Origin of the sequence: Halorubrum rubrum, from assembly GCF_024494685.1 — an archaeon.
Lineage (GTDB): Archaea > Halobacteriota > Halobacteria > Halobacteriales > Haloferacaceae > Halorubrum > Halorubrum rubrum.
On sequence record NZ_JANHDM010000010.1, the window covers coordinates 1 to 17,619 of the forward strand.

Here is a 17,619-nt window from a genome sequence, read left to right on the forward strand (position 1 = left end):
TATGGACTCGCGGGGCAGGAGCTTTATCGGTCATCTGACAACACCTCCACATCATCGAGGGCTCTCTTGCGGACGGTCATCTTCTCCTGATCTGTCCGAACATCGTAGTGCTCGTACAGCACCTCAAGCGTCACATCCATCCGTTCGCTGACAATCTCCGGCGTCGTCCCGGTGTTGAGGAAATGCGTTATCGAGCCCCGACGGATCGCGTGCGGACCACACGACGACGGACAGCGACTCGGATACCCATCGTGACCGAGCGCGTCGCAGTCGTCGAGGTCCCGATCGTGGGGACAGCCACCGTACTGGCAGGGCTGGGTCGCCCGGTTGACCCAGACGTAGATCGTGTCTCCAGTCGGTCGACCCTGCTCCGAGGTGAACAGCGGTCGGCGGCCGTGGTCGTCGATGACGTCCTTCCGATCGGGATTTTCGACGTAATCCGCGATCACCTGGAAGACCTCAGGACCGAGGTAGACCCAACGGTTCCCGCCGTCACCGTTCTTCAGGTTGGTTCCGGTGTCCGGACGGTTCTCGACGACGATCGCGTTGTCGTCAGGACGGAGGTCGTCGACATCGATCGACCGAGCTGCGGATCGGCGCATCCCGGTGACCCAGAGGAGGAGCATCAGCGCGTGATCCCGGCTCGCGTAGTGGTATCGCTCGAGCGAAGCGATGATCGACTGAGCACGTTCGGCCGAGAGGTGATCATCACGGGACTCGGCACCGTCAGGGAGATCGGGCGAATGGACCTTCTCGCGGAGCCCGTCCTCGACTGCCTCCATATCGGCCCACCACTCGAGCGCAGCTCGAACCGTACTCAACTGTTTTTGTAGCGTGATCGGGGCGATATCTCCCTGCCGCCACGCGACGAAATCCGCGAGGTCACGACCGTCGAGGTCGTTCAGATTCTCGATCTCTCGCTCGTCGCACCAGTCGAGAAAGTGGTTCAACCGGGTTCGGGCGTTGTTGAGCGTCGACGGCCGAACCGACGGCTCCCGGTATCTGAGGAACCGCTCGACACCTTCGTGCGGTTCGAGCGGTTGGAGGTCGTCACTCATAGGTACCCCTCCGGGGCCTCGAGGATGGGGTGGTCCGGGTGCGCCTCGGAGAAGTGATCGAGGTAGCCGGCCACTTGGCGGGCGTACCAAGTGAACCCGTCCGGTGGGTCCGGGTCGATCGAAGCATCGCAGACCGGGCAGGTGGTGAGATCGTCGTGCTGGTCGTCGTCTTCATCTTCCCACATCGCGAGCTGCTGAGCGATCCGGCTCGCGTGCCCGGAGCCGTCAGTCATCGCGCACCCCCGTCGAGATCCTCGTCGTAGGGTCCGGTCGGTGTGACGAGCTGGACCTGGTGACGAATCAGAAGCGCGTCGGTCTTCTTATCGCGCAGTCTGTAGAACGCACCGTCGACATCGTTTCGGCGAGCGCAGAGCTGACACCAGAAATGGTGATTCGTCGGTTCCCACGTCCGATGACCGAGAGGGCAGACGTACCGCCAGCGATCGCGCTCGTTCTCGATGCGAACGAGTTCCTTTGAGGGCATCATCTCACGCCGAAGACCCGGTATATAAAAGGACGAATCCTTGTGCGGGGAGTGTAAGTGAAACTGAAGCGACTGCGGTTCGCTGGTTGCCGCGCGATCAAGTCCGTCGTGGAGGGATTCAATACCCCCGACCGTGTGTGCTAACATGGCTTTCGTGCCTAGATCACGGAAGCCCGTGCGAACCCGAGGGCCTATCTCGGGGTTCGCTTTTGGCTGAGATGTCGTTTCAGACCCGTAACTTCCGTTGAGTCTATTCTATTCGGGCTAGTATTTAGTTATTACTCAACAATCAATTATTGAGTGGGTCTTAACCTCGAACTCCTGATAATTATAGGCGTGGTCATAGTACGGGAATGTATGGCCGGACGACCAGAGGACACGACAGATAAGGAAATCATTGAATTTTTCAGGAATTCAGGGGATCTCGTGTTCTCGACAGGGGAAATCGCCGAAGCACTCTCTTACAGTCAACCAGGGATGTTCAAGCGGTTGACTAAGCTCGAAGAGGAGGGCAAAGTCGAATCGAAGAAACTGGGTGGGACAAAAGCGTGGTGGCTTGTAGAACGCGGAAAAAATGAATAAGCCAGCTCGATCTATGTTTAAATACTAACGGCTAATAATTATCATTCGAAATCATGTCTGAGCAAGAAGACGTTCAAACTGTAGCCGAGATAGAGAATATGATTGAGAACATGATCATGGATCTCTTACTTGATCGGGGAGGATATGATATTGGGAGAGATCTCAAGGATAGAACTATTGTTGAGACAATATCTTATCTTCAAGTAGCCAAAATGAGTGTGGAATTAAAAGATGAAATTGAGGAATTAGAGGAAATGTCCTCAAATGAGATGGAGAACATAATTGAGAATGCGTCTTCAGAAGCAGGTGTTGATGAACAGACATTTCGAGAAGGAATAGACACAGAAGGAATTAGTAATATCCACAGAAGAGTGAATATAATTTCAAGTCTTTCTGGAAATATGGTTTCGTTTGTCATGTTTTCTCAATTATTAATCGAGCAATTTTCAATTGAGATATTAGAAGAACAGATAATTACTGAAGATTTTCAGGGAACAAATGGAACAGAAGATCTTCTGTCAAGAAGACTCACACAGAAAGAAAGAGAAGAGTTGATGATGAGGACTGGGATTATTGACACCGGAACCAAAGGAAATATGGAAAAGATCAGGAGAATAAGAAATAATCTCGCTCATAGTATGAACGACTCCGTTGTTTTAAATGGAATTAATGATTATGAGGATAACATAAATTTAATCATGGATATAACTTCTGAACTTCAAGAGCACCGCTTGAGTGAAAATTCGAGCGAACTTATAATTAAACCCGACAGCTAGTATCTGCGCGACCCCCCACAAGGAGGGGTCGCGCAGGCGGCAATGTGGCATGGAAACCACCACAAGAGAAGGGTGGGTCGATGGGCGGGTCCAACCAAGGGAGTAGTGCGCTGGATCAGGTGACCAGCTAACCAAAGTAACGAACGCAGCCTACAGCAACATTCTCACTCGGCCGGACCACGATATTGTACGTACTGTATCAGGATTAGATTCAATTCTATTCAAAGTACTCAATAGACACCCATTTTAAGAGATCCCGAGAATTTCACGGATCGGACCATATCTCTTGCGAACAATATCCACTAGCGAGAGGAGAGAAGAGATACTGAACACCGCAAGAAAAGCGAATCCACAAATGAGCAGTATATCACTTACCGGTGTGATACTCTGAGAATCCGATACGTTGGCCGACCAACCGTCTAAGAGTCCAAAAATTAGAGAAGTAACAGCAATTAGTAGACCAACCATTGCGGCGGTGACTGTATTCATAATTTGATATTTGTCTGAAACACGACCTAGTTCTGAATAATTGTCAAGCAATGTAGTGCGCCTAGCGATACGATAGGCAATTACAGTTGTCATCATAGATCCAAGCCAGAATAAAACACCAGTAACTGTGTATGGCGAACTAAGAATATATACGATTATATTTGCTCCAGATTGTCGAAACACAAGCGACAATATTGTTAAATAAACAACGATAAGAAAAAGGGATGTTCTAAATAGAGACAGAGAGTCGTCGGCGATCGCTCCTAGCGGTTCAGTATCAACCGGATCTCCATCCGAATTTTCATCAGACATAATATGATTAAATTCATCTCCTTTGATATATTCTGGGGTGATGTGGCTTTTAGATTTATATGACTAAGAGTTGCTATTTTTGAGAAGATCAAGGAGGCCCTCCCATTCGATGTCTTTACTGAATAAATCCGGCTCGAGGTTCCAATCCCACGGGGCCGCGTCGTTCGGGTCGGGCTCGACCGCTGCCGGTTCGAGGTTTTCGACGGTCCCGCCGAACAGTTGATCCGTCGGCTTGTCAGCGTCAGCCGGCCAGTCGGCGAAGAAATCCACTTCCTTCTTAGAGTGTTTGAAGTACGCCGTCGTGAACAGTCTTTTCAGCTCCGGATGGCAGTCCTTCCCCGTGTGGAAGACCGTTCCGAAGACGTCGACGTTGACCTTTGCCATCCGCTTCGCGAGCGGGGAGAACTGCGCCGCGACCTCGTAGGACTTCGTTCGAGCATCGAAGTGCGTCGAGCCCTCGTCGATAAAGACGAACTTCGGCCGGTCACGATGCTCGATACACGCCACGGCGAGGTCGTGCGCGCTCGTGACCACGAGATCCGTCCGGGCCCACGTCCGCGAGTTCGAGATCACTAGGAGATCGTCGACGGTCGCGGAACGGAGCTCGGCCAGTAGTGCCATGAGGTTCGTCTTCCCCGTGTTCGGGTTCCCCGCGCCGCCGATGAACGCCGTCGCGTCGTTGTTCGTCATCAGATCGTCGAGCCGGAGTGGGAGTCGAAGCGCGGAGGCATCGAGATCCTGCTCGGTGATCCCGACCAGATGCGAGAGGAGTTGCGAGTTGCCCGAGTGAATCGCTCGCGACGCCTGTCGGGACTGCTGAGTCCGATCGACGAGTGACAGGAGTTCAGACCCGCCGTCGATATCGGGCTCGAGGTCGTCGAGGAATACCGATGCGGGTATGTCGTCCGGGTCGAGCACGCCAGCACCGGAAGCGAGGTCGCGATCCGTGTCGATGTTTCCGGACAGTTGTTCGGCGAGCTTCGCCGCCGTCAGCATCGCTTCGTCCACGTCGGTCATGCCGACACCTCAGCAGTTTCGGTGTGGCCGTTCCGCTCGGTCGCCGGTTCCGGTTCGGAGAAGTCGAATCCCGATTTGTGTTCGAGATTGTCGATATCGAGATCGTCGACGAGATCCTCGAGGTCGGCGTCGGCGTCGTCGACGAGACCGAACTCCTCGAGTTCCTGGTCGATGGCGCGGCCGATCCCGTCGCCCGAGTCGGGCAGCGAGCCGTCCTCGAACACCTCGATCACGCGCTCGACCGTGTTCCGGGTCGCCCGCCGGACGACCGTGAACGCGGAGGTCTCGAGGATGAATCCTCGTTGCGCGTCGGTTTGGAGCTGGCCGCGGCACTCGTGGACGGCACGAAGTGCGCGAGCGAGGTCGCGATCGTCGAGCGTTCCGCGCCACGTCCCGACTACGGTCATGTCCTCGAGGTCGACCTGTTTCCCGACGTAGAGGTTTGGTGAGAGTTGCGTCAGCTCGTACGTCGTGTTGATGAAATCGTCATCGTCGAGCACCTGGAGTTCGCGGAAGTCCTCGAGCGGCAGCCGGAAGATGCCACCCTCGAGCACGCGGGCGTCGAGGTCGATCAGGTAGACCCACGACGGATTGTAGAGCCACGACGTGACCTTTTGCCCGACGAAGAAGCCGAGCGGTGACAGAGCGAGCGCGGCCAGCACGAAGACGTACCAGAAGCGCGGGAGCGTCACGTCGAACCCGAAGTAGACGACGACCGCAGCGATCAGGAACGACCCGGCGACGAGTTCGGGGACGTAGCCGCGTAGGAACGCGACGATCTTCCGATGGCGAGGCTCCTCGGGCCGGGTTTGGGGTTCGTGTCTCATGCTAACCTCTCGGGTTCTTCAGTTCGTCCGTAGACGACCTTCGCGACGATCCAGACCGTGACGACGGCGACACCGAATCCGCCGCCGAGTCCGGCGGCTTGTGCGTCTGACGCGGTGTAGGGGCCGGCGACTATCGTCGAGGAAGTTTTGACTTCCTTCTGATAGAGCACCTGTCCGGCGGCGATGGTGACGCCCTCGCTGCCGCCGTCGACGGTGACGCGGAACCGGATAGTGTTCCGACCGGCGTCGAGCGAGATACGTCGCTGATTCAGGACGCCCGAGCCTTTGCGGAACGCCTCGGTGACGACGATGGTTTGCGGGCCTTCGGTGTACACGTCGATCACCACGTCCGAGCCGTTGAGGTCGGCGTCGCAGATGGCTGTGTACTCGTTGATCGTCTCAGTACAGCCGGGCGCGATCTCCGTCGAGTTGTTCACAGCAGTCGTGTTGTCCTGTGCCGCAGCGGGAGCGACGGCTATCGAGCCGACGGCTACGAGCGCGAGCAGGACGAAAAATGTGGACCGCATGGTTCAGTTGTTCAGGAGTCCGAAGGCCCCGAGTCCAGCCGCACCGAGCGCGATGGCCTTCTCGGTCGTACTGAACGCCGACCACGAGAGACCACCGCCGCCGCCGGTGGCCGTGTCGTGGACGTTTTCGGTGGCCTCCTTGTTTGCCTCGTAATTCTCCTTGAACGTCTGTTCGACTTCCTCGGGAGTTGTGTCCGAGGTCGCGAGCGACCGATCCTTGAACGAGACAGCATCGGCACCCTCAGCAGAGATGATCGTGAACTCATCAGTGAGTTCGACGATCTCCGCGCCGGGGCCGGTCGACGTGTCGCCGTCGTTGGTCGTGTTGGTAGTGTTTGTTGTGTTACCCGAGACGGAGTCGACACCATCGGGCAGATTGACAGCGGCGAAGATAGAGCCGGGCAGGTTCTCCGCGAAGTGAGTCTGACCGACGACAAGCGTGTTGCCTTGGTGAGCCGTCCACGACAGACGACCGACGAACTCCTGTGAACCGCCGTCCTTAGTCGGGAGTTCGATCGTCACGACCTGTTCACTCAGTGGGTATCCCATGCCGCGGAGCGCCATCGCCGCCTCTTGATAGTCTTTCGCGCTCGAGGCCGTGTCCGTCAGGTGTTTCGGACCCATCATCTGATCCAGTTGAATATCACCGTCTTGGGCGGCGGAGAAGTACGTCGAGACAATCGACGATACCTCAGACATCATGTTTGTGTGCTGAGTATCGAGATCACTCAGTAGGTTGGCCCACCGGTTCGATTTGAGCATGAAGACGACAGGATCGCCTTCAGGGACAGTTACGTCACCTTCAGTTACAGAGGAGTAGTCAGCAGGGTCCGGCTTGGCGACAACTACCGCGGAGTCTTGGCCGGTGTCGAAGGGAGTGATATTCGGCGTATGATCGGAAGGAGTCACAGTAGGGACCGTAATCAAACTACCGTCGTACAGTTCGTGATCCACATCCGTGGCAGGCATGGTTGCAGACCGAGTCCAGTCGACACTACTCATCTCGTTGGTGTCGACGTTGTAGGTGATGGCACGCTCGTGGTCGTAGGCCCAGTTGCCTGTTTCCTCAGTAAACAGCGTGGTGACCGTATACGCACGGTGATACCGAACCATGTAGGATTGAAGAATCGACTTTTCAACAGTAGCGTAGGCGTCGTTTATGGCAGCCTCAGCAGCGGCGGTCGCATCCGACTCGGTCCCGCCGTCGACGCCCTGTTCATAAACCCGAAAGATGGCTTCCTCGCGAGCCTTGTTGTCGACGAGTTGGATGTCGCGATCGAGGGAGTTGATGGTCTGCTCGAGCATCAGGTTGTCCTCACGAGCGCGAGTGTACTCGTCGACATGAGTTTGCCACTCGAGCGAGTCAGCTACCTCAGATTCGTCAGGGCCACCGATAGTAGCACCATAGGCAACAGTACCGACGGCCCCGATAACAACACCCGCAGCGATAGCAGTTGTCACAGCGAGCGCGTCGGCTTCGCCAACCGGCGAGCCGAGATATTTCGTGCCGACGCCCGCGGTGGCGGTCGCACCGAGACCTTTCAGGAAGGTACGGCGGCTCCGGCTATTGCCATGCTGCCGAGCAGGACCATCAGGACCCACATCGCCAGCAGTAGTAGTGCTCCTCGAGGCGTCACCGCTAATCGTTGTGTCATGTTTTGAACTCATAATGTTGAGTACGGAGGTTGTTTACCGGACGGCAACGCCCCACGCCGCGACCGTGATGAGGAACGCGGCGATAGGGCCGAAGTTGCTCGTCGTGTTCACGAGGTCCGCGATCTGCGGGACGTACTGATAGCCCGCGATCAGGAGCGGACCCGCGGCGATCATGACCTGCTCCCACTGCTCGTAGTGAGCGAAGGACTTGGTTTCAGACGAGGCGAACGCGACGACGTACGCACCGAGCGAGACGAACGTCGCGTGTTGAGCCGTCAGCGTGTACGACAGCCACGTCAGGCTGATCTCCGAGATACCGCCGAACTGATAGAGTCCGGCACCGACGAAGGCGACGGACAGCAGCGCGGGGATGGTGTTCAGCTGGGCGTAGTCGGACACCATGTCGCCCATCGAGTTCGAGTACGACGACGCCATCAGCTACCACCCGGGAACGCGACCGTCGTCGGGTTGTACTCGTGCGTCGAGCCGTCCTCGCGTTCGAGGGTTACCTCGTCGGTCTTCATCGCGACCCAGATCGGTTCTCCGACTTCGATCCGGTCCTGCGCAGCTGCGCGCTTGACCTCATCTTTCGCGAAGTACCGAACGACCCCACGATTCTCGTCCTTGATCTTCAGACGGTACCACGGGCCGTACTCTCCTTCTCCTTCGGTGAAGTCGAGGACGAGTCCCTCGAGCACGTCACCGGGACCGAGTTCCACGGTCGGCACGTCGCTGTCGGGATCGTTGCTTTCGAACCGTTCGTAACCGTCCGGCGGAGTTGGGTTTTCAGTCGACATCTCCAACTGTTAGTCGATAGGTAAATAGCATATAAACACGAGTAGCGCGGGGTGAAAGTATACGTACAGCACGCTGATCAGAGATTTTAGTTTTCATTTAATTTTCTCGTCTCATACAGGGTCGAGGTTCGTCTCTCGGCATCTCTGGATTGTTGACATGGTAATCGTTAACGATGAGAAGCCGATCGACGACCTCCGGCTCGGTGATTCCGTCGTTGACGAATCCACTCGCGATCGTACTCGGCTTGTGACTGGCGACGTTCGTCCGCGCGTCGCGGAAGATCTCGCCCGTCACGAGGTCGTTCCCAAGCCGAGTGTTCTCGATGATGTGATCGACGGGCAGCTCGAGCGGTACCATGTCGACACCGCCACCGCCCGGCTGGTGTTCGTTCCCATCGCGGTCAACGATAGCCGTCAGCTCGTAACCGAACTGCGGCTCACGCCAGCGACGATCGACCGACTCGGTACTGGGCCGGTCGGAACCATTCAGGATGTCTCCGACGAACTCTCGATAGGACGGATCGATATTCAGGTGCGCAAGAAGCGATGGAAGCGACACGTTCGAGCCGTGAACGTCGAGGTACGCGTCGACCTTCTCACGAATCAGAGCCTTTCGCGGTGATTCTCCATACGAGCAGGCACGCGTCGCACTCGGCCAGCGTTCGGCCAGCGTTCGCTTCGTGTCGCGTTCCGGCGGCGGTCTCGCGACGTTCGTCGCCCATCGAAGATCGTCCTCGAGGACGACCTCCGTCGACGGCGGTCCATCGAGCCGATCCTGGTCGATCGTCCACGGGGAGCCACAACAGGAGCAGACGACATCCGCGCCGTGGCCGTCGTCCCACCGGACGCGCTCACCGTGCGCGTCAGTCTGTCCGGATTCCTCGTTTTCGGCACGTTGTTCGCACCGATCGGCGCGAATCGCTTGGTTCACGGTTTGGGAGCGAGAGGTCCGTCGACGAGCAGCTGACCAGTAAACGGCACCCCACGCGATGTACTCGATCGGCTTCTCGAGCAGGTCCTCGGTGTAGCCGCCCATGTAGGCGGCGAGGTACGAGCCGAGATTTCCGACGTTCGCGTTCATCGAGATACAGCCGTCGTCTTCCAGCAGGTAATCGTCGATAGATTCGTAGTCGTGTGCCGACCAGCCGGCCGGCTCGCACACCTCGAGGTGTTTGTCGATCACCCGCTCGAACTCCGAGCCGACGGGACGGAGATCGTCGAAGTCGCCGCCGTCGAAGTAGACGCCGACGTGAACGTGCGTGTAACAGGCGTTTAGGCCGGCATCCTTCTCGGGGTCCGCAGCTGCGCCCATACCGTGCGGTTCTGCCTGGAGCCAGTAGCCCCACTGCTCGGGCTCGAGGTCGAGGTGATACTCCATCACGTTCCGGAGCGTGTCGCGGACGCCGCCGTAGCTGAAAGAGTCGTGAATCGCATCCATCTGCTCGACGGGTGGGAGACGATCCCCGTCAGGGACCGACGAGGCAGTCAGCGTGAGCATGGCGGTCACCGGATCGCTCCACGCGGGGACGGCTTCGCCGCCGGACGGACGTTTGCCGCCGGACATCTGTCGCTGGAGCGCACGGGCACGTGCGTACTGCTTCTTGCTGTACTCCTTCCCCCACGCGTCGACGAGCGGCACGTCGAACTCGTCGCCGGATTCTCGGTCGGTGAAGCGAGCGAGCATCCCGTCGTACTCGTAATGCGCCCGGAGGAACGCGTGAACCGCGTCGATCCACGTTCCGGCGGAGCGAGAGCGGAGTGATTCGACGGCGAATGAGTCTTCCATCGGCCGATCGGGGTCGACGAATTCGGTTTCCCATTCAGCTTCCGTGACGATCCGGCGGAGTTTCCGCCCGTGTGTCTCGGAGAGCGGTTGATCGGCGAGGTGTGGGTACTCGGTTGCGAACTCACTCACACGTTCGACGACGGGATCGGCGTCATCGTCTAATCCGGTGAGAGACGCCGTTACAGAGTTAGTCTCCTTGGAAGGCCAAGACGCACCAGCTTCGTCGGGCGCGCTCATCGTCCACCTCCAGGTGTGCGCGACCGCGACCGCGCCGCGACCGTACCGCCGCTCGTTTGGCGACCTTCGGTCGCCTGTGCGCGGTCGGCACCGTTCGGTCCGGGTACGCCGGACCTCACGGACCGCAAGGTTGCCGACCGCTTGGAGAGACTGCCGGGGGTCGTATCGACGAGGCGAGCGAGATCGTGCCGGAGCCGTGGGGAGGTGGACCGGCGCGCAGCTGGCCGGCTCACTTCTCGAGCGGGTCGACGAGTTCGTTCGGACGGCGCGAACAGTCAAGGTCGTGACCATACTCGACGCCGCTCGTCGAGTTGCGCGTACACCGCCGACCACAGACGGGACACCAGAACTCACCCGGACCGTCCGCGGTCAGATGTGTTTGCGCATTCCGCTGGTGACCGAGACTCACCGCAGATCACCCCGATTTCCCTCGATGAAATCAGCAGACAGCGAGGACCCGGAAATACGGTTGATGTGAACTCTCCGTTCCGGAGTGAGTTCGTTCCGTACTCCGAGTAATGTATTTTGGAGAGATAGAGCCCGTGCTGTCGAATTTGGCGACCTTCGAGAAAATAACCGCCAGTTATGGACTCGCGGGGATTTGAACCCCGGGCCTCTTCCTTGCGAAGGAAGCGATCTGCCGCTGATCTACGAGCCCGCATCCGAAACCAATCCCCGTTCGTACTTGTACCTTACTTTTCTGTGATCCGCGCGCGAGGGGTTCACACCCGCGAGCCGGCGCGTCGCGGTCGGCGGATCGCCGCGACCGCCGCGACCGACGCCCTTAGGTGAGAGCCGCCCGGAGTTCGACACGAAACGGGGGGACCGCGCCGCGCGATCCCGCACTCCGTAACGATTTTGAGATCCGTCGCATATTCGTTATGCTTTTGCGTGCGGAGGTTCTCGATCGGGGTATGTCAGAAGCGACGGCGGCGACCGCCGACCCGGCGGCGATGGCGGCGTTGAAACACGTCGCGCTCGCGGGCGGGCTGACGGAGACGAAGGTGTCATGTGCGGCGCTCGGCGACCGCCTCGACGCGTCGACGCAGACCGCCTCCAGACGCCTCCAGACGCTCGAGTCCGCGGGGCTGCTCGAACGCGACGTGGTCGGCGACGGCCAGTGGGTCCGGGTGACCGACGCGGGCGAGGCCGCGCTGCGCGGCGAGTACGCCGACTACCGCCGGCTCTTCGAGAGCGACGTCGAGCTCGTCCTTCGGGGGTCGGTCACCGGCGGGATGGGCGAGGGCCGTCACTACATCACCCTGCCGGGGTACGCGGAGCAGTTCGCTTCCCGCCTGGGGTACGAGCCGTTTCCGGGCACGCTCAACCTCGAACTCGACGAGGAGAGCGTCCGCCGGCGTGGCGAGATCGCGGGGATCGACGCCGTCCCGATCGACGCCTGGGAGGACGAGGACCGCACCTACGGCGCGGCCGCGTGCTACGCCGTCACGCTCGTCGCCGACGGCGGCCGCTACGAGGACGCCCACGCGATCGTCCCCGACCGCACCCACCACGACGACGACAAGCTCGAGGTGATCGCCCCCGACGAGCTCCGGACGGAACTCGACCTCGCGGACGGCGACGCGGTCGAGGTCCGCGTCGAGGCGACCTCGCGGGCGGACGCACGCGGCGGGGCGGACGAGCCGGACGAGGGAGCGGAACCCGACGAGCCGCTCGGGGAGGTGGCCTGATGCGCGCCGACGCCGAGGGGCCCGAGACGGATCCCGACCCGGCCGACGCGCCGGCCGCAGCGGCGGCCGGGGACGCGGACGTGGACGCCGATGCGGACGCGACCGCGTCGGTCGACCGCGCGCTGGCGGCGTTCCGCGCCGGCGACCCGGTCTGTGTCCACGACTTCGCGGACCGCGAGGGAGAGACGGACATCGTCTACCCCGCCGGCGCGGTCGACGCCGCGGCCGTGGCGCACATGCGCAACGACGCCGGCGGCCTGATCTGCGTCGCCGTCGACGACGCGGTCGCGGACGCCTTCGGGCTGCCGTTCCTCGCGGACGCGCTCGACCACCCCGCGGTGAACGACGACCCCGCCTACGACGACCGCTCCTCCTTCTCGCTGCCGGTCAACCACCGCGAGACGTTCACGGGGATCACGGACGCGGACCGCGCGCTGACGATCACGGAGGTCGCGAACGCGGCCGCGGCGGCCGCCGCCGACCCGCGAGAATACACCCCCGAGGACTTCGCCGCCTCGTTCCGCGCGCCCGGCCACGTCCACGTCCTACGCGGCGCGGTCGACGGGCTCGCAGCGCGCGTGGGCCACACCGAACTCGGCCTGGCGCTCGCGGCGGCCGTCGACGCCCCGCCCGCCGCCGTGGTGTGCGAGATGCTCGACGACGAAACGGGCGACGCGCTCGCGCCCGAGGACGCCGCCGCCTACGCGGAGCGACGCGGGATCCCCTACGTCGAGGGCGCGGCCCTCGTCGAGGCGCTCCGGTAGACTGCGCCGACGATCGGGGGTGGTGGCGCGCCCGGGAGCGGGCCGAAGGCCCGCGACCGGACCGCGAGGGAGGCGGCGGGCTGGAGCGGCTCGCCCGCGACGGCCCGTCCGCCGAGGTTGGGGAGGCGTGAGGTGCGGGGCGGTCGCGGTCGGGCGGGACTCAAAGGGGCACCGCCGAGGACGACGGCGGCCGACGCAAGGACCGCGGGGAGCGAGTGAAACGACCGACTGAGGACCACAGCGAGGGTCTCGTGAGCGAAGCGAACGAGACCTCGGAAGTCGCAGCGTCGAGTGAAACGAGACGACCGACTTCCGGTGCCCCCGAGTCCTCGGCGGTGGGGCTTTGGGAGTGTTCTCCGCGCCAGCAACGATCTCGCATCGAACGCCCAGGGGCGTTGATGTCGTCCTCCCGTGACGCCCACTCACATCGCTCGCGAAAACGTAGATCCGGCGGAGCGGGACGGGTATGTCATAATTTTAAGCCCGGACGTATCGAGGTCGGTAGTATGGGATTCGACGAGATGGACGTCGACACGATCTGGAAGAACGGGGAGTTCCTCGACTGGGAGGACGCGACCACCCACGTCCTCACGCACGCGCTCCACTACGGGACCGGCGTGTTCGAGGGGCTCCGGAGCTACGAGACCGAGCAGGGCACCGCGGTCTTCCGGCTCGAGGAGCACCTCGACCGGCTGTTCGACTCCGCGAAGATGTACGACATGGAGATCGACCACTCCCGCGAGGAGATCACGGAGGCGATCCTCGAACTCCTCGACCGACAGGACCTCACCGCCTGTTACATCCGGCCGATCGCCTACTACGGCTACGACTCGCTCGGCGTCTCGCCGGGCGACTGCCCGACCGACCTCGTGCTCGCCGCCTGGCCGTGGGGGACGTACCTCGGCGAGGAGGCCTTAGAGGAGGGCGTCGACGTGATGGTCTCCTCCTGGCGGAAACACGCCTCCTCGCAGGTCCCCACGAACGTGAAGACCACCGGCCTCTACGTCAACTCGATGCTCGCGGGCGAGGAGGCCCGCCGGAACGGCTACGTCGAGGCGATCGTCTTGAACAAGGAGGGGAACGTCGCGGAGGGTCCCGGCGAGAACGTCTTCATGGTGAACGACGGCGAGGTGTACACCACCGGCCAAGCCCAGTCGATCCTCGAGGGGATCACCCGCGACACCGTGATCACCCTGGCCGAGGAGCGCGGCTATACCGTCCACGACGAGGCCGTCATCTCGCGGGGCCAGCTGTACACCGCCGACGAGCTGTTCTTCACCGGCTCGGCCGCCGAGGTGACGCCGATCCGCTCGGTCGACGACACGGAGATCGGGAACGGCAGCCGCGGCCCGGTGACCGAGGAGCTTCAGGAGGCGTTCTTCGAGGTGATCGAGCGCCGGACCGACGACCACGACGAGTGGTTCACGTACCTCTAGGTCGGCTCGCGAGCCGGTAGTCAACGCGAGCCGTCCGTGGACTGGTCCTCGCGACCGCCCGACGCTCCCCCGGTATTCGACTCCTCGCCGCTCGCGTCGGACGTGGCCTCGGCGGCTCGTCCCGGATGGGCGACGCCGGGACGGTGGTCCTCCGGCCGGTCGTCGGCGGGCGGTCGCTCCTCCTCGACGGGGATCTGGTGGGCGGACTCGCCGAAGCCCGCGGAGAGGATCCGCGTCATGCCCTCCTCGACGCTCTCGCCGGTGTCCTCGACCCGATCGGGCGAGACCTCGATGACGAAGCCGGTGGTGATGTTCGGGGCGGTGGGCATGAAGAGAACGATCTTTCCGTCGCGGGTCTTCTTGCCCGTCCGAAACGCGGTCATCCGGATGCCGGCCCACGTCTCGATGTACACCGGGTTCTGGAGCTCTTCGGTGCCTGAGATGGCGGTCTCGGCCGCCAGTTTCGAGGCGTTGTACACCACGCGCAGCGCGGGGATCCTGTTTATGGTGTCGTCGATTTTCGCCTCCGCGATCCGGCCGAGCGTCGTCCGCATGAAGTAGCCGACCGCGAGCACGAGCGTCGAGAGGACCGCGATCGCGATGACGACCCGCGAGACCGGCTCCAGCGGAGCGGGGATCCAGTTCGGCTGGAGCGCGTCGATGAGCGGGATCGACGCGATGTGGAGGTAGATCCACCGGATGACGAGGAGCAGAACGAGGAGGGGGGCTAACACGATGAGCCCGCTGGCGAAGTCGCGTTTCCACGTGGACATCTATCGTTTCGCTATGCGACGGGGACCCTTAAGAGGGCTTCTCCTGTCGGTCGAGCGATCGGTCACGGGGCTTGCCCCGGCCGTCGATCGAGCCGACCCTCCGCGGTCGCCCGGCTCACCTCCCGACGACCGCCCGCAGCGCGAACGTCAGGTTCTCCTTGCGTTCGCGCACGCGACGATAGAAGTACGAGAGCCACTTGTCCCCGTAGGGGGCGTACTGGTTCACGTCGACGCCCTGCCGTGCGAGGTCGCGCTGGGCGTCCTCGCGGACGCCCATCAGCATCTGGATCTCGTAGTCGGTGCCGTGTTCGGTCCCGAGCCGGTTGGCGAGCGAGATCATCTCCGGGTCGTGGCTACCGACGGCGACCCCCCGATCCCGACGCTCGAAGAGGAACTCGACGTCGCCGCGGTACGCCTCGTCGACGTCGGCCTTGTCGGTGTAGGCGATCGCGTCCGGCTCGTCGTACGCCCCCTTCACCAGCCGGACGACGCCGGGGACGTCGACGAGGCGCTCGAGGTCCTCGCGGGTGCGCTTGAGGTTCGACTGGACGCACTGGCCGACGCTCCAGGGGTAGTCGGCCGCGATCGACTCGAAGGCGTCGAGGGTGGCGTCCGTGGTGTCGGCGTCCTCCATGTCACACCAGACGAACGCGTCGCGCTCGTGGGCGTGCGCGACCAGGTCGCGGTACTGCTCCTCGAAGAGGTCTGCGGAGACGTCGAGGCCGATCTGCGAGGGCTTCACGGAGATACACGCGTCGAGGTCCGTGGCCGCCAGGTCGTCGAGGAGCCGGCGGTACGCGTCCGCGTCCGCTCGGGCGTCCGCGGGGTCGTCGTAGTGTTCCCCGAGCAGGTTCAGGATGACGGCGATGCCCTCCTCGTTGCGGGCCCGCGCGTGGTCGAGCGCCTCGGGAACGCTCTCGCCGGCGACGAACCGGCGCGCGATCGGGGGGATCATACCCGGAGGTGGGCGTGGCCCGACTTGAGCGTTGTCACCCGTCGATCCGAGCGGTCGTCCGGGGTCGATCGCCCGCCCGGCTCGTCGGATCCGCGGTTTATATCACCCGGACGGGCGTGGAGCCGGCATGGTCGGTTCCCTCGTCGCGACCGCGTTCTGGTCGATGGTGCCAGCGTACGTGCCGAACAACGCCGCGGTGCTGGCCGGCGGCGGTCGCCCCATCGACGGCGGCCGCGAGTGGCGGGGCGCGCGCCTGCTCGGCGACGGGAAGACCTGGCGGGGGACCGCCGTGGGCACGGCCGTCGGCGTGCTCGTCGCGCTCGGGCTCAACGCCGTCGTCGACCCCGCGAGCGCGGCGCTCGGCGTCGACCTCCCGACGTTCGAGCTCCCCGCGGCGCTCGCGCTCGCGTTCGGCGCGATGGCCGGCGACGTCGGCGCGTCCTTCCTGAAGCGGCGCTCCGGCCGCGAGCGGGGGGCCTCGTTTCCCGGACTCGACCAGCTCGACTTCGTCGTCGGCGCGCTGCTTGCCGTCTTCCTCGTCGCGCCCGACTGGGCGGCGGCCGTCTTCACGCTTCCCGTCATCGCCGTCGTGGCGGTGATGACTCCCGTCCTCCACGTTGCGACGAACGTCGCGGCCTACGCGCTCGGGCTGAAGAACGAGCCCTGGTGAGCGGGCTTGAGCGAGAACGGAGACGATCCGAGCGGGGAGAGCGCGTCCCGGCTCGCTATCGGCTCCGGTCGGCCGAGAGGTCGACGATCACCTGATCGCCGACCGCGGCGACGGCGTCGCCGGGGATCCGGAGCGGCCCGTCGTCGCGGTCGACCGCGTCGCGTTCCGTCGGGTCGGCGGAGGGCGTCCCGCGATCGATCGCGTCAGGGTCGATCGCGTCCGGATCGGGATCGACGAGGAGCGTCTCGAAGTCTCCGGACCGCGGGTCGATGGTGAGGTTGTGGACGGTACCGAGCTTCCTGCCGTCTGCGCTGAGCACCGGCTTCTCGGGGAGGGCGCTCGCGAGGACCGTGGACATGTCACCGGTACGTGGGCGGGAACGCGACAAAAAAGTACGGGGTCGTCGGACCGCGGAGGCCGTCCGTGACCGATCGATCGGACCCGTGCGGATCGAGGATCGGATCCGGAATCACGGAAAGATTCTTATGCTACCATGGCATACCTTATCACGCAATGTCTAGCGCACCCAGCACGAACGACGACGTGTTCGACGAGTTCCTGTCCGACCGGGGCCACGAGACGGAGATCGTACGCTGGGAGCGATCGTATAACAAGCTTCAGTGCCCCGAGTGTGGTGCGCTCCACCCGGAGGGAACCGCCAGTTGCTCCGTCTGCGACTGGCGGCCGACCTGACGCCGACGACACCGATCGACCGGTTAGCTGTTTTCTTTCCGCCCGATACGGGCGGCAGTATTATGTGTAACGATTAGCTAGTGGGGCGT

The 17,619-nt window shown here is 62.2% G+C and carries 21 protein-coding genes and 1 tRNA gene; 7 read left to right on the top strand and 15 right to left on the bottom strand.

Going from position 1 to position 17,619, the window contains the following annotated elements:
* Window positions 1-23: 23 nt before the first annotated feature.
* Genes NO889_RS11425 through NO889_RS11435 form a run of 3 tightly spaced genes read right to left on the bottom strand, consistent with a single transcriptional unit; the run spans window position 24 to window position 1,542 of the window.
* The gene (locus NO889_RS11425; RefSeq protein ID WP_256412379.1) at window positions 24-1,058 is read right to left on the bottom strand and encodes a tyrosine-type recombinase/integrase; all 1,035 of its coding nucleotides are present in this window, start codon (window positions 1,056-1,058) and stop codon (window positions 24-26) included.
* Window positions 1,055-1,291 carry a YbdD/YjiX family protein gene (locus NO889_RS11430; RefSeq protein WP_256412380.1) on the bottom strand — a complete coding sequence of 79 codons (237 nt, stop codon included), beginning with the start codon at window positions 1,289-1,291 and terminating at the stop codon, window positions 1,055-1,057. Before NO889_RS11430 ends, NO889_RS11425 begins: the two co-directional genes overlap by 4 nt.
* Entirely contained in the window at window positions 1,288-1,542 is a 255-nt protein-coding gene (locus NO889_RS11435) for a hypothetical protein (protein WP_256412381.1), read from the bottom strand. Before NO889_RS11435 ends, NO889_RS11430 begins: the two co-directional genes overlap by 4 nt.
* 357 nt (window positions 1,543-1,899) lie before the next feature.
* Here NO889_RS11435 and NO889_RS11440 point away from each other — a divergent pair, with 357 nt between their 5' ends.
* Window positions 1,900-2,124, top strand: coding sequence for a hypothetical protein (locus NO889_RS11440; protein WP_256412382.1), 225 nt, complete (start codon window positions 1,900-1,902; stop codon window positions 2,122-2,124).
* Window positions 2,125-2,177: 53 nt separating this feature from the next.
* Window positions 2,178-2,900, top strand: a complete 723-nt coding sequence (locus NO889_RS11445) for a hypothetical protein (RefSeq protein ID WP_256412383.1) — start codon at window positions 2,178-2,180, stop codon at window positions 2,898-2,900.
* Between the two features lie 246 nt (window positions 2,901-3,146).
* Here NO889_RS11445 and NO889_RS11450 read toward each other — a convergent pair whose 3' ends face one another.
* The 9 genes from NO889_RS11450 to NO889_RS11490 all read right to left on the bottom strand — a co-directional run bounded on the left by NO889_RS11450 (window position 3,147) and on the right by NO889_RS11490 (window position 11,206).
* Complete coding sequence (locus NO889_RS11450) at window positions 3,147-3,701, bottom strand: hypothetical protein (protein WP_256412384.1); 555 nt, start codon at window positions 3,699-3,701, stop codon at window positions 3,147-3,149.
* A 63-nt stretch (window positions 3,702-3,764) separates the two neighbouring features.
* Window positions 3,765-4,718: a hypothetical protein gene (locus NO889_RS11455; protein WP_256412385.1), complete on the bottom strand. Its 954-nt coding sequence runs from the start codon at window positions 4,716-4,718 to the stop codon at window positions 3,765-3,767.
* Window positions 4,715-5,545 carry a DUF8125 domain-containing protein gene (locus tag NO889_RS11460; protein WP_256412386.1) on the bottom strand — a complete coding sequence of 277 codons (831 nt, stop codon included), beginning with the start codon at window positions 5,543-5,545 and terminating at the stop codon, window positions 4,715-4,717. The genes NO889_RS11455 and NO889_RS11460 overlap by 4 nt, the downstream gene beginning before the upstream one ends.
* Window positions 5,542-6,072, bottom strand: a complete 531-nt coding sequence (locus NO889_RS11465) for a DUF8063 family protein (RefSeq protein WP_256412387.1) — start codon at window positions 6,070-6,072, stop codon at window positions 5,542-5,544. The genes NO889_RS11460 and NO889_RS11465 overlap by 4 nt, the downstream gene beginning before the upstream one ends.
* Window positions 6,073-6,075: 3 nt before the next feature.
* The gene (locus NO889_RS11470; protein ID WP_256412388.1) at window positions 6,076-7,533 is read right to left on the bottom strand and encodes an Env/VP5 family phage fusion protein; all 1,458 of its coding nucleotides are present in this window, start codon (window positions 7,531-7,533) and stop codon (window positions 6,076-6,078) included.
* Between the two features lie 228 nt (window positions 7,534-7,761).
* Window positions 7,762-8,163: a DUF8023 family protein gene (locus tag NO889_RS11475; protein WP_256412389.1), complete on the bottom strand. Its 402-nt coding sequence runs from the start codon at window positions 8,161-8,163 to the stop codon at window positions 7,762-7,764.
* The gene (locus tag NO889_RS11480) at window positions 8,163-8,525 is read right to left on the bottom strand and encodes a hypothetical protein (protein WP_256412390.1); all 363 of its coding nucleotides are present in this window, start codon (window positions 8,523-8,525) and stop codon (window positions 8,163-8,165) included. Before NO889_RS11480 ends, NO889_RS11475 begins: the two co-directional genes overlap by 1 nt.
* Before the next feature lie 97 nt (window positions 8,526-8,622).
* Complete coding sequence (locus NO889_RS11485; protein ID WP_256412391.1) at window positions 8,623-10,311, bottom strand: hypothetical protein; 1,689 nt, start codon at window positions 10,309-10,311, stop codon at window positions 8,623-8,625.
* 823 nt (window positions 10,312-11,134) lie between these two features.
* Window positions 11,135-11,206: transfer RNA gene (locus NO889_RS11490), tRNA-Ala, on the bottom strand.
* 256 nt (window positions 11,207-11,462) lie between these two features.
* Between NO889_RS11490 and NO889_RS11495 the strand changes: the two genes are divergently transcribed.
* The 3 genes from NO889_RS11495 to NO889_RS11505 all read left to right on the top strand — a co-directional run bounded on the left by NO889_RS11495 (window position 11,463) and on the right by NO889_RS11505 (window position 14,439).
* Window positions 11,463-12,239 (top strand): DUF120 domain-containing protein, encoded by a 777-nt coding sequence (locus NO889_RS11495; protein WP_256412392.1) that lies wholly within the window; start codon window positions 11,463-11,465, stop codon window positions 12,237-12,239.
* Entirely contained in the window at window positions 12,239-13,003 is a 765-nt protein-coding gene (ribB, locus tag NO889_RS11500) for a 3,4-dihydroxy-2-butanone-4-phosphate synthase (RefSeq protein ID WP_256412393.1), read from the top strand. The genes NO889_RS11495 and ribB overlap by 1 nt, the downstream gene beginning before the upstream one ends.
* A gap of 506 nt (window positions 13,004-13,509) precedes the next feature.
* Window positions 13,510-14,439 (top strand): branched-chain amino acid transaminase, encoded by a 930-nt coding sequence (locus NO889_RS11505; RefSeq protein ID WP_256412394.1) that lies wholly within the window; start codon window positions 13,510-13,512, stop codon window positions 14,437-14,439.
* A 20-nt stretch (window positions 14,440-14,459) separates the two neighbouring features.
* On the opposite strand, the gene NO889_RS11510 is transcribed toward NO889_RS11505, so the two are convergent.
* Window positions 14,460-15,212 (bottom strand): DUF502 domain-containing protein, encoded by a 753-nt coding sequence (locus tag NO889_RS11510; protein ID WP_256412395.1) that lies wholly within the window; start codon window positions 15,210-15,212, stop codon window positions 14,460-14,462.
* A gap of 115 nt (window positions 15,213-15,327) precedes the next feature.
* Window positions 15,328-16,167: a proline dehydrogenase family protein gene (locus NO889_RS11515; protein ID WP_256412396.1), complete on the bottom strand. Its 840-nt coding sequence runs from the start codon at window positions 16,165-16,167 to the stop codon at window positions 15,328-15,330.
* Window positions 16,168-16,294: 127 nt separating this feature from the next.
* Between NO889_RS11515 and NO889_RS11520 the strand changes: the two genes are divergently transcribed.
* The gene (locus NO889_RS11520) at window positions 16,295-16,837 is read left to right on the top strand and encodes a CDP-2,3-bis-(O-geranylgeranyl)-sn-glycerol synthase (RefSeq protein ID WP_256412397.1); all 543 of its coding nucleotides are present in this window, start codon (window positions 16,295-16,297) and stop codon (window positions 16,835-16,837) included.
* A gap of 55 nt (window positions 16,838-16,892) precedes the next feature.
* Here the strand turns inward: NO889_RS11520 and NO889_RS11525 are convergent, their stop codons facing one another.
* Window positions 16,893-17,195 (bottom strand): PRC-barrel domain-containing protein, encoded by a 303-nt coding sequence (locus NO889_RS11525; protein WP_256412398.1) that lies wholly within the window; start codon window positions 17,193-17,195, stop codon window positions 16,893-16,895.
* 155 nt (window positions 17,196-17,350) lie between these two features.
* On the opposite strand from NO889_RS11525, the gene NO889_RS11530 reads away from it, so the two are divergent.
* Window positions 17,351-17,530 (top strand): HVO_0416 family zinc finger protein, encoded by a 180-nt coding sequence (locus tag NO889_RS11530; RefSeq protein WP_066412020.1) that lies wholly within the window; start codon window positions 17,351-17,353, stop codon window positions 17,528-17,530.
* Window positions 17,531-17,619 lie beyond the last annotated feature (89 nt).